The following is a 10858-nucleotide window of genomic DNA, read 5'->3' as shown; positions in this document are numbered from 1 at the left end:
GTTCAGGCACTGCAATATTCGCTTTTCTTCACTCATGACCTCTCTGCCCCCTGACTTTTTACTCCCATCTTACCACAGGGGGAAAGGTCCTCCGCTATTTTACGCTTACTGGCATCTATGGAATCATCCGTGAATTTTTGAGCTGAAAAAGCCCGGAAACGGTTGATGCCACTGGCTTTTCGCCAGTGGCATCTATACCGTTTTGATTTTATGGTGACCCGTCGGGGATTCGAACCCCGGACCCACTGCTTAAAAGGCAGTTGCTCTGCCGACTGAGCTAACGAGTCATATGGCTGGGATGGCTGGGCTCGAACCAGCGAATGCGGGAGTCAAAGTCCCGTGCCTTACCACTTGGCTACACCCCAATCTCGCTGGTAAAAGCGTAGGGCCGGAGCGGACGCTCCGGCCCTTCCGCCTTGAGTTTTATGGGGTGGATGACGGGACTCGAACCCGCGACACTCGGAACCACAATCCGATGCTCTACCAACTGAACTACATCCACCATAGCAAACTGCGGGAACTGGCACGCCTGAAGGGACTCGAACCCCTGACCCACTGCTTAGAAGGCAGTTGCTCTATCCACCTGAGCTACAGGCGCGTATGGAGCGGGTGATGGGAATCGAACCCACGCGACCAGCTTGGAAGGCTGGGATTCTACCATTGAACTACACCCGCATGGGCACTGACCTAAAGCATGTCAGCCAGGATATAATAGCATATTGTGGGCGGAATGTCAATGCTTTTTTTCATCAAAGCAAAAAATTCTGTGCCCGCCGGTTTACCGGCAGGCACAGAAAATCAGTCAGTCGTTGGAGAGCAGGATGCGGTCGTTGTCCAGCGCCTTTCCGGCGCCTGTCCGGAACCGCTCCAGCAGGTCCTCCACAGTCAGGCCCTTCCGCTCCTCACCCTTCAGATCCAGCACGATCCGGCCGGAGTCCATCATAAAGGTGCGGTTGCCCAGCTCCAGGGCGTTTTTCATGTTGTGGGTGATCATCATGCACGTTAGATGCTCCCGGGACACAATTTCCTTGGTGAGAGAGAGTACCTTTTCCGCTGTGCCGGGGTCCAGGGCGGCGGTGTGCTCGTCCAGCAGCAGTAGCTTGGGGGGGACCATGGTGGACATGAGCAGGGTGAGGGCCTGCCGCTGTCCGCCGGAGAGCAGCCCCACCGGCTGGCGCATCCGGTCCTCCAGGCCTATATCCAGCCTGGCCAGCTGGGCGCGGAAGTATTCCTTGTCCGCCTTGGATACCCGGCTGAAAAAGGCCCTCTGGTGCTTGGCAGTGCGGAGATAGGCCAGAGCCAGGTTCTCCTCAATGGTCATGTGGGGGGCGGTGCCCCGCATGGGGTCCTGGAACAGCCGACCGATCTGGCGGCTGCGGTGATAGGCGGGCAGGTAGGTGATGTTGCGGCCGTCCAGCCGGATGGAGCCCTGATCGGGATAAAAATCCCCAGCCACGGCGTTGAACAGGGTGGACTTGCCCGCGCCGTTGGAGCCCACAATGGTGACGAAATCCCCGTCCTCCAGCGTGACGCTCAGGCCGTTTAGGGCCTTTTTTTCATTGACGGTGCCGGGATTGAAGGTTTTGGAGATGTTGCGCAGCTCCAGCATTTCAGTCCCCCTCCTTTCTGGACTGGGCCAGAGCGGCCCGCTTCTGCCGCTGGAAGCTCCACCACTTTTTCAGGGTGGGGGCGGCGATAGCCAGACCCACGATGATGGCGGAGACCAGCTTCATATAGTCGGCGGGGACGTTGGCCCGGAGGGCGGCGGCATAGATAAAGCGGTAGATGATGCTGCCCGCCAGGACGCCCACCACCCGGCGCACCATGGAGCCCTTGCCGATGAGGGTTTCGCCGATGACCAGGGCGGCCAGGGCCAGCACCACTATGCCGGTGCCGCTGTTGACGTCGGCGAAGGTGTTGTACTGGGCCACCATGGCGCCGGAGAGGCCGGTCATGGCGTTGGCCAGGCACAGGCCCACGGTGATGGTGAAGGTGGGGTTTATAGAGGAAGCCCGAACCATGTCGGCATTGTCGCCGGTGGCCCGGATGGACAGGCCCAGCCGAGTACCCAGGAAGAGCACCAGCAGCACGCAGATGAGGCTCACCACCATGCCGGTGATCGCCAGCTTGTACCAGCTCCCGGCGAAGCCGGAGTCCTTGGCCATGGTATAAATGGTGGTTTTCTGGAACAGGGACAGGTTGCTGGTGCCCATAACCATCAGATTGATGCTGTACAGGCCGATGTTGGTGACAATGCCCGCCAGGATGGAGGGGACCCCCAGTTTGGTCTGGAGGAAGGCGGTGATGAAACCGGCGGCGGCGGTGGCCAGCATGGCGGCGGGAAGGGCCAGGATGGGGTGGCCGAACACGCAGCAGACGGCGGACACCGCGCCGCCCAGCACGAAGGCGCCGTCGGTGGTCATGTCGGCGATATTCAAAATGGAAAAGCTCAGAAAGAGGGCCAGGGCGATGGGGGCATAGAGGAAACCTGCCTCCAGGGCGGTCTGGACAATGGTGAGCATGGAAAAGCGCTCCTTTCACGCGGCGCAGCCCCCGCCGGAGGGGCGGGGGCTTTTGGCCGGAATCCTTTACTCCTGGGTGGTCTGGACCTCCACCAGGCTGGAGCCCATGTCGTTGAACACGGCATAGTCCACGCCCAGGGCGGCGGCGGTCTCGGTGTTGACGGTGATGATGTCGCCGGCTACGGTGACAAACTCAGGGACTTCGCCGGTCTGGAGCACCTCCAGGGCCAGATCAGCGGTCTGGGTGCCCAGATCGGTGTAGTTGACGCCGCAGGTGGCGAAGGCGCCGTTGCGCACAAAGGAGTCGGCCCCGGCGTAGTGGGGGATGCCCGCCTCGGCCAGCGTGGGGGCGATGGCCAGCTCGGCGTTCATGACCACGTTGTCGGTGGGGGTGAACACCGCGTCCACCTGGTCCAGCATGGAGTTGACAGCGGCCACGATCTCGTCGGTGGTGTTGCCGGTCTTGTCGATATAGGAGATGCCCTTCCCGTCCAGGTAGGACTTGGCGGCTTCAATGGCGGGGCCGCTGTTGACCTCAGAGGTGGAGTAGAGCAGGCCCACGGTCTCCACATCGGGGTTCTGGGCCAGCATCATGTCCAGCAGGAATTCGGTGTCCAGGGCGTCGCTGGTGCCGGTGACATAGGAGATACCGGTCAGCCCGGCGGCCTCGGGGTAGCTGACGGTGCCGTAAATCACCGGAGTTTCGGTCTCCTGGGCAGCGGCCACCATCTGCTGGGCGGCGGTGGTACCGATGGGAATAATGGCGTCATAGCCGTCGGCAATGATCTGGGCACCGATCTGAGACAGGGTAGAGGGGTCGTTGTTGCCGTTGAAGTCCTTGTAAGTGATGCTGATGCCCAGCTCGGCGGCCTTGGCGTCCAGCTCGGCGGTAATGGCGTCCCGGATCTCGTTCATAGAGGCGTGGTCCAGCTGCCGTACCACAGCCACTCTGTAGCCGTCGCCGGCGGCGGAAGGCGTGTTGGAGCTGCCGGTGGGGGTCTCGGCGTTGCCCTGGGTGCCGCCGGAGCAGGCGGAGAGAGACAGGGTCAGCACGGCGGCGGCAGTGAGAGACAGGATCTTGTTCAGCTTTTTCATGATTGGTTCCTCCATAAAATAAATTTGGATGGCAGATGGTGCAGAAGATAAAAAAACGCTTTTGTCCCATGTATGGGACAAAAGCGTTGAAACACTTCTGCGATACCACCCAAATTGACGTCATAAGACGTCCGCTCGCTTCACGCACCATCATGCGTGCCCGATGGATAACGGGTGGGATCCCGTCGGCATCTACTTGGTTGCCCGTTCAAGCCGCCCTCGGAAGTCCATTCGCCGGTCTCTTCACGCCCTGATCCCACCACCCAGGACTCTCTTTGCATCGGAGATAGCCGGTTACTTCTCTTCCTCACAGGTTTACTTTATGGAACTGTTGTAATGCATTATAATCACGTGGGCAGACTTTGTCAACCCTTTTTTCGCAGGAAGGAAAACTTGGTTTCGGAGCACACCACCGCCAGGAAAATGAGGGCGAAGCCCAGGAACATGAGGGCGGTAGGCCGCTCGTCGGTGAGCAGGATGGAGAAGAGCACGCCGAAGGGAGCCTCCAGGGACAGCAGCACGGCGGCGGTGGCGGGAGCGGTGTATTTTTGGCCGATGTTCTGGAACAGCAGGGCGCCGCAGGAGGAGAAGATCACCAGGTAAATCAGGCCGAAGATCAGATCCTGATTAAAGACCGCCGGGGAGATGGTGGTCCGGGTGAAGAGCACCCCCAGCCAGGAGAAGATGGCGAAGGAGGCAAACTGCAGGGTGGTCAGGATAAAGATATCCCGCCCATCGGAGTACTTGGACACGGCCACAATGTGGCAGGCAAAGAAGAAGCCGCCGATGAAGGTGAGCACGTCGCCGAAGTTGAAGGCGGAGGCGTTGCTCCCGGTCACCGATACCAGGGCGATGCCGCCGATGCACAGGAAGGCGGCCAGCACATTGAACTTATCGGGGCGGCGCTTGGCGATCAGCCAGTACAGGAAGGGGACGATGACGCAGTAGACCGCGGTAAAGAAGGCGTTTTTGCCCGGGGTGGTGCGCTCCAGGCCGTAGGTCTGGAAGGTGTAGGCCAGAAACAGGCAGAAGCCCATGACGGTGCCGCCGATGAGATACTGCTTGTCGCACACCTTCCACCGGGGCAGGAACACGATGGCCAGCACAATGGCCGAGGCGCTGAACCGGATGGCCAGCAGCCAGAAGGTGGGTAGCACGTCCACGCTTGTTTTCATCACCACAAAGGAACTGCCCCAGATGATGGTGGCCAGAATGATCAGTGGGGTGGCAAACTTGGCCAGGCCGGATTTTTCTTTTTGTTGGCTCATGGTTGTACCTCTCCTTTAGCTATGGTAAGATAGGATAAGATTCGCTGAAAGGGGGATGGAACCGTGGAAAAGCTGGGTCGGGAGTTCTTTGACCGGGACACCGTGGCGGTGGCCCGGGATCTGCTGGGGAAGGTGCTGGTGCGCCGGGTGGACGGCATGACCCTGTCCGGGCGCATCACCGAGACCGAGGCCTATGTGGGGCGGGTGGACAAGGCCTGCCACGCCTATGGCTACCGGCGTACCGCCCGGACGGAGACCCTGTTCGCCCCGCCCGGCACCGCCTACATCTACCTGATCTACGGAATCTATCACTGCCTCAACTTTGTCACCGAACCGGAGGGAGAGCCCAGCGCGGTGCTCCTGCGGGGGCTGGTCCCCGTGGAGGGGACGGCTGAGATGGCCCGCCGCAGGTTTGGGAAGGAGCCGGAACAGCTCACCTCCTATCAAAAAAAGCATTTTTTGGACGGGCCTGGGAAGGTATGTATGGCCCTGGGCCTGACCCGGGCCCAAAACGGTCTGGACCTGACGGGGGAGGAGCTGTTCCTTGCGGACGACGGTTCTCCCAGGCCCTCTTTCCACACCGGGACGCGCATCGGCATCGACTATGCGGAAGAGGCGGTCCATTTTCCATGGAGGTTTTATCTGTGAAACTGTTTGATTTTGACGGCACGCTGGTGGATTCCAACGGGGTGTGGGTAAAGGTGGACAACACCTTCCTGGAACGCCGGGGGCTGAAGGCCACCCAGGAGTACAGCGAGACGGTGGGCCACTCCATTTTCCCCATTGCCGCTCAGTACACCAAGGACTATTACCACCTCAGCGAGGACCCGGAGGCGATCATGGCCGAGTGGACCGAGCTGGGCCGGGCGGCCTATGCCAGTCAGGTGCCCCTGAAGCCGGGGGCCAAGGCCTATCTGGACAAGTGCCGGGCGGAGGGAGAGCGGATGGCTCTCCTCACCGCCTGCGTACCTGAGTTCTGCCAGACGGCCATGGACCGGCTGGGACTGACGGACTATTTTTGTCAGGTGATCTATGTCCAGAAGCTGGGTGTGGAAAAGCGGGACCCCCGGGCCTTTACCCTGGCCCTGGAGCGGTTGGGGGAGCAGGGGTCGGCCTGCACCCTCTATGAGGATTCCCCCGGCGTGTGCCGCACCGCCAAGGAGGCGGGGCTGACGGTGGTGGGGGTGTACGACCCCTTCTACGCTCACTATGAGGAGGAAATGCGCGCCTTCTGTCACCGGTATATCAAGTCGTTTACTGAACTGCTGTAGGGACGGGCTTTGCCCGTCCCTCTTTTATTCGCCCTTTTTCATATACTGGGCGGCAGACTTCAGCATCAGCTTTTTGGTGCCCACGCTGTCGAAGGCGATCTCCACCAGCGCGTCGCCCCCCATGGGGGTGAGCTTGGTGATGAGCCCCTTGCCGAAGGCCTTGTGGACCACCGGATCTCCCGCCCGGAAGTCGGGACCGGCGGCGGGGGCGGCGGAGCCCGCCTTGGGGCTCTTCCAGTCGGAGGCGGAGGCAGAGGAGGCGCCTGAGCCGTAGGAGGAGGTGCCCATGGAGAACCCCCGGTCGAAGGTACGGCGGGGGGGACGGGTTTTCTGGGGCCGCTCCTCATTCTGCCGCTCCGAGTAGGGCAGGCGGCCGGACTTTTCCACATACTCCGGCGGGATCTCGCCCAGGAAGCGGGAGGGCCGGTTGGAGTTGGTGCGGCCGAAGAGCATCCGCTGGGAGGCGCAGGTCATGTGCAGCTTTTCCTTGGCCCGTGTCATGGCTACGTAGCACAGCCGCCGCTCCTCCTCCATCTCCTCCGGCTCTCCAATGGCCCGGATGCCGGGGAAGATGCCCTCTTCCACGCCCACCACAAAGACCACCGGGAACTCCAGGCCCTTGGCGGAGTGCATGGTCATCATCACCACGCAGTCCTCGCTGGAGTCGTGACTGTCAATGTCGGTGTACAGAGCGATCTCGTCCAAAAAGCCCGCCAGGGAGGGCGCCTCCAGCGTGTTGTCCAGATAGTTCTGGATGGAGGAGAGCACCTCTCGCACGTTTTCCAGCCGGGTGCGGTCCTCGATGGTACGCTTCTGCTCCAGCATGACGGCGTAGCCGGTGCGCTGGATCACCTCCTCGTAGAAGTCGGGGAGGGAGAGCTCGGTCGCCAGCCGCTGCAGGTCGGCAATCAGCTCGGCAAACTGGCCCAGCTTGGGGGCGGCCTTCTGGAGCTCCGGCCACTTCTGGGGCTGGCGCACCACATCCCACAGGGACAGCCCCTCCTGCTGGGCGATGTTCTGGGCCCGGTCGATGGTGGAGGCCCCGATGCCCCGGGGGGGATTGTTGATGATCCGGCTCAGCCGCAGGTCGTCCCGGGGGTTGTTGACCACGCACAGGTAGGCCATCATATCCTTGACCTCCGCCCGGTCAAAGAAGCGGATGCCGCCGATGATGCGGTAGGGCACGCCGTTGCGCTTGAAGGCCTGCTCGAGCTGGTTGGACTGGGCGTTCATCCGGTAGAGCACCGCATGGTCCTTCCAGGCCCGCCCGGCGGAGTAGTCCGCCAGGATCTGGGCGGCCACATACTGGGCCTCCTCGTGCTCGTTCATGGCGGTGTAGCACTGGACCTTGTCTCCGGCGTCGTGCTCGGTCCACAGCTCCTTGCCCTTGCGGCCCTCGTTGTTGCGGATGACCGCGTTGGAGGCCTCCAGGATGTTCTTGGTGGAGCGGTAATTCTGCTCCAGCCGGATCACCCGGGCCCCCTTGTACTGGCTCTCAAAGGAGAGAATGTTCTCGATGGTGGCTCCCCGGAAGCGGTAGATGGACTGGTCGTCGTCGCCCACCACGCAGATATTCTCATAGCCACCCGCCAGGGTGGAGGCCAGCAGGTACTGCAGGTTGTTGGTGTCCTGGTACTCATCGATGAGTACGTAACGGAATTTTTTCTGATAATATTCCCTTACGTCATCAAATTTTTGGAGCAGCCGCACGGTATCCAGAATGATATCGTCAAAATCCAGGGCGTTGGCCTCTTTCAGCCGCCGCTCGTACTCCACATAGACTTTGGCGATCTTCACCAGCCGGAGGTCCCCGGACTTCTCGCACTGGGCCAGGTAGTCGGCCCCGGAGAGCATGGCGTCCTTGGCCCGGGAGATGTAACCCAGGACGGTACGGGCGGAAAAGGCCTTGTCGTCCAGATTGAAGTCCTTCACAATGTCCTTGATCACCCGCTCAGAGTCAGCGGTGTCATAGATGGTGAAGGAGCGGTCAAAGCCCAGCCGGTCGATGTCCCGCCGCAGCATCCGTACGCAGGCGGAGTGGAAGGTGGAGGCCCAGACGTCGTTGGCGGCGGGGCCCAGCATCCGCTCCAGGCGCTCTTTCAGCTCCCCGGCGGCCTTGTTGGTGAAGGTGATGGCGATGATGGACCAGGGCACCGCCGGGTCCATGGCGCACAGCCGCTCCTGCTGGGCCTTGTTGTCCGGGTTGGGGTGGGATACATAGTCCTCCAGAAAGGCCAGGTCGGCGGCCGTCACCCAGCCGGGGGCCTGGTCGCAGTCGGAGCCCCGGCCGTACTTCATCAGGTTGGCGATGCGGTGGATGAGCACCGTGGTCTTGCCGCTGCCCGCCCCGGCCAGCAGCAGCAGCGGCCCCTCGGTGGCCAGCACCGCCTGGCGCTGCTCCCGGTTCAGGTTCTGAAATTCCAGTTCAATGGCCGCCCGGCGGGCCTTACAGAAGCGCAGTTCTTCCTCTCGGTTCAGCATATATCTATCCATTCTCCCTTGGCAATGGCGGAGCCGCCCACGAATGGACGGCTCCTTTTTATTGTATTCCTATTGTACAAAAAACCGGCGGACAGGTCAAGTCCGCCGGACCCTGAAAACCGGGATGACTTTGGAAGTGGGGGGTGCATCACGGAGCAGATTGTGTTATAATCGAAACCACGACGCCCCAAAGGGGGCGGAGGAGAGGAGAGAGCGGTGTGACGCGCTATGTATTTCGCTCCAGGCGGCTGTACTATCTGGCAGCCGGTCCGGGCCTGGCGGAGGGAGCGGCTGCCTTTTACCGCCGGAACCGGGAGGCCTTTGGCCCCTTTGATCCCATACAGCCGGAGGACTTTTTTACCGCGGACGGTCAAAGGGAGCGGCTGGCCTGGGATCTGGCCCAGGCGGAGGCGGGCCGCAGCTTCCGTTTCCTGCTGGTCCAGCCCGGTCATCCGGGAAAGGTGGTGGGCCTGGCGGGGCTCAACGAGATTGTCCGGGGGGCTTTCCAGTCCTGTTTTCTCTCCTATAAAATAGACCATACCCTGTGGGGCAGGGGATACGGTACCGAGGCCATTGCGGCGGTCACCGCCTGGGCCTTCCGGACGCTGAACCTCCACCGGGTGGAGGCCAACATCATGCCCCGGAATCTGGCCTCCCGCCGGGCAGCGGCCAAGGCCGGGTTTATAGAGGAGGGACTGGCGAAAGACTACCTGAAGATCAACGGCCGGTGGGAGGACCATCTCCACATGGTACGCAGAAATGAGGAGGAACCTGATGAATCACGATAAGGCAGGCGGGAAATTTACCAGTTCCCTGGGTTTTGTGCTGGCGGCGGTAGGCTCCGCCGTGGGCATGGGAAATATCTGGCTGTTTCCCTACCGGATCGGACAATATGGGGGCGGCGCATTTTTGATCCCCTACTTTTTATTCGTGGCCCTGTTCAGTTATGTAGGGCTGACCGGGGAATTCGCCCTGGGGCGGCTCACCGGCACTGGGGCCATGGGGTCTCTGGACTATGTGCTTCGCCAGAAGGGCAAGCGGGGGGGCAAGCTGCTGGGCGTGATCCCCCTGCTGGGGGTGCTGGGCATCGCCATCGGCTACTCGGTGGTGGTGGGCTGGGTGCTGCGGTACACCGCCGGGTCGGTGACCGGCTCCATCCTGAACGGCGACGCCCAGGGCTTCTTCAACGCCCTGGCGGTGGACTTCGGCTCCGTGCCCTGGCACCTGGCGGCGGTGGTGGTGACGGTGGTGATCCTGGTGCTGGGGGTGGCCGGCGGCATCGAACGGCTGAGCAAGGTGATGATGCCCGCCTTCTTCCTCCTGTTCCTGGTCATCGCCATCCGGGTGGCCTTCCTGCCCGGGGCGGCGGAGGGCTACCGCTACCTGCTGCAGCCCGACTGGTCCCGTCTGCTGGACCCGGAGACCTGGGTGATGGCCATGGGACAGGCCTTTTTCTCCCTGTCCATCAACGGGGCGGGTATGCTGATCTACGGCAGCTATATGGAAAAGAACGAGAGCATCCTGCGCCACGCCGGGATGACCGCCGTGCTGGACACCCTGGCGGCCCTGCTGGCGGGCTTTGCCATTATTCCAGCGGTGTTTGCCTTCGGCATCGACCCCACCAGCGGCCCCGCCCTGATGTTCGTCACCCTGCCCCAGGTCTTTGAGCAGATGCCCGGTGGGCGTGTGTTCGCCGTGTTTTTCTTCCTGTCGGTGGTGTTCGCGGGCATCACCTCCCTGATGAACATGCTGGAGGCCTGCGGCGAGGCCCTCAACTCCACCCTGGGGCTGTCCCGCCGGCTGTCTCTGCTGACGGTGGGGGTTGTCACCTTTGGCGCGGGCCTGTTTGTGGAGTCCCTATCCGGTATGGGGGGCTGGATGGACCTCATTACCATCTACGTCTCTCCCTTCGGCGCCCTGCTGGTGGCGGTATGCCTCTACTTTGTGCTGGGACCCGACGAGGTGCGGGACGAGCTGGCCCTGGGCGGCCGGCGGCCCGGCCCCGCCTTTAACCGGCTGGCCCGGTTCTATGTGCTGGTGGCCGGAGCGGTGTGGGCGCTGGGTATCTACTATCAGGGCATTGGATAAAAAACAAGCGGAGCGTGCCGGGCACGCTGCACTTGTAAAATGAAAGTAGACACTCACAAAAGTGTGGGTGTCTACTTTTTTTCATGGTAAGATGAAGAAAAGGGGGTAGAAAAAATGGGGAAAAAGGGGACGT

The 10858-nt window shown here is 61.7% G+C and carries 9 protein-coding genes, 5 tRNA genes and 1 other annotated feature; of the genes, 4 read left to right on the top strand and 10 right to left on the bottom strand.

What is annotated here, in order from left to right; translation table 11 throughout:
• Positions 1-211: 211 nt before the first annotated feature.
• The 9 genes from B5F88_RS17290 to B5F88_RS17250 all read right to left on the bottom strand — a co-directional run bounded on the left by B5F88_RS17290 (position 212) and on the right by B5F88_RS17250 (position 4885).
• A tRNA-Lys gene (locus B5F88_RS17290) sits at positions 212-287 on the bottom strand.
• A gap of 3 nt (positions 288-290) precedes the next feature.
• Positions 291-365: transfer RNA gene (locus tag B5F88_RS17285), tRNA-Gln, on the bottom strand.
• A gap of 61 nt (positions 366-426) precedes the next feature.
• A tRNA-His gene (locus B5F88_RS17280) sits at positions 427-502 on the bottom strand.
• Positions 503-521: 19 nt separating this feature from the next.
• Positions 522-598 (bottom strand) — tRNA-Arg (locus B5F88_RS17275).
• A gap of 3 nt (positions 599-601) precedes the next feature.
• Positions 602-675, bottom strand: a tRNA-Gly gene (locus B5F88_RS17270).
• A 127-nt stretch (positions 676-802) separates the two neighbouring features.
• Entirely contained in the window at positions 803-1609 is an 807-nt protein-coding gene (locus B5F88_RS17265) for an ABC transporter ATP-binding protein (protein WP_087348540.1), read from the bottom strand.
• Position 1610: 1 nt separating this feature from the next.
• Positions 1611-2522, bottom strand: coding sequence for an ABC transporter permease (locus tag B5F88_RS17260; RefSeq protein WP_087348538.1), 912 nt, complete (start codon positions 2520-2522; stop codon positions 1611-1613).
• 66 nt (positions 2523-2588) lie between these two features.
• Positions 2589-3617: an ABC transporter substrate-binding protein gene (locus B5F88_RS17255; RefSeq protein ID WP_087348536.1), complete on the bottom strand. Its 1029-nt coding sequence runs from the start codon at positions 3615-3617 to the stop codon at positions 2589-2591.
• 70 nt (positions 3618-3687) lie between these two features.
• Positions 3688-3937: a binding site (T-box leader), on the bottom strand.
• A gap of 45 nt (positions 3938-3982) precedes the next feature.
• Positions 3983-4885 carry a DMT family transporter gene (locus tag B5F88_RS17250; RefSeq protein ID WP_087348534.1) on the bottom strand — a complete coding sequence of 301 codons (903 nt, stop codon included), beginning with the start codon at positions 4883-4885 and terminating at the stop codon, positions 3983-3985.
• A 63-nt stretch (positions 4886-4948) separates the two neighbouring features.
• Between B5F88_RS17250 and B5F88_RS17245 the strand changes: the two genes are divergently transcribed.
• Together B5F88_RS17245 and B5F88_RS17240 are read left to right on the top strand one after the other, a co-directional pair.
• Complete coding sequence (locus B5F88_RS17245) at positions 4949-5533, top strand: DNA-3-methyladenine glycosylase (protein ID WP_087348533.1); 585 nt, start codon at positions 4949-4951, stop codon at positions 5531-5533.
• Positions 5530-6156 (top strand): HAD family phosphatase, encoded by a 627-nt coding sequence (locus tag B5F88_RS17240; RefSeq protein ID WP_087348530.1) that lies wholly within the window; start codon positions 5530-5532, stop codon positions 6154-6156. The genes B5F88_RS17245 and B5F88_RS17240 overlap by 4 nt, the downstream gene beginning before the upstream one ends.
• A 24-nt stretch (positions 6157-6180) precedes the next feature.
• On the opposite strand, the gene B5F88_RS17235 is transcribed toward B5F88_RS17240, so the two are convergent.
• Entirely contained in the window at positions 6181-8637 is a 2457-nt protein-coding gene (locus B5F88_RS17235) for a UvrD-helicase domain-containing protein (protein ID WP_087348528.1), read from the bottom strand.
• 218 nt (positions 8638-8855) lie between these two features.
• Here B5F88_RS17235 and B5F88_RS17230 point away from each other — a divergent pair, with 218 nt between their 5' ends.
• Both B5F88_RS17230 and B5F88_RS17225 read left to right on the top strand, forming a co-directional pair.
• Positions 8856-9425 carry a GNAT family N-acetyltransferase gene (locus B5F88_RS17230; protein ID WP_087348526.1) on the top strand — a complete coding sequence of 190 codons (570 nt, stop codon included), beginning with the start codon at positions 8856-8858 and terminating at the stop codon, positions 9423-9425.
• Positions 9412-10725 carry a sodium-dependent transporter gene (locus B5F88_RS17225; protein ID WP_087348524.1) on the top strand — a complete coding sequence of 438 codons (1314 nt, stop codon included), beginning with the start codon at positions 9412-9414 and terminating at the stop codon, positions 10723-10725. The genes B5F88_RS17230 and B5F88_RS17225 overlap by 14 nt, the downstream gene beginning before the upstream one ends.
• Positions 10726-10858: the final 133 nt, after the last annotated feature.

It is taken from the genome of Flavonifractor sp. An306, assembly GCF_002159455.1.
Lineage (GTDB): Bacteria > Bacillota > Clostridia > Oscillospirales > Oscillospiraceae > Flavonifractor.
This window is presented reverse-complemented; position numbering and strand designations above follow the sequence as displayed.

Bases quoted from the DNA above. Each gene is read 5' to 3' on its own strand.
- B5F88_RS17265 (WP_087348540.1), bottom strand. From the start codon at position 1,609: ATGCTGGAGCTGCGCAACATCTCCAAAACCTTCAATCCCGGCACCGTC.
- B5F88_RS17260 (WP_087348538.1), bottom strand. From the start codon at position 2,522: ATGCTCACCATTGTCCAGACCGCCCTGGAGGCAGGTTTCCTCTATGCC.
- B5F88_RS17255 (WP_087348536.1), bottom strand. From the start codon at position 3,617: ATGAAAAAGCTGAACAAGATCCTGTCTCTCACTGCCGCCGCCGTGCTG.
- B5F88_RS17250 (WP_087348534.1), bottom strand. From the start codon at position 4,885: ATGAGCCAACAAAAAGAAAAATCCGGCCTGGCCAAGTTTGCCACCCCA.
- B5F88_RS17235 (WP_087348528.1), bottom strand. From the start codon at position 8,637: ATGCTGAACCGAGAGGAAGAACTGCGCTTCTGTAAGGCCCGCCGGGCG.
- B5F88_RS17225 (WP_087348524.1), top strand. From the start codon at position 9,412: ATGAATCACGATAAGGCAGGCGGGAAATTTACCAGTTCCCTGGGTTTT.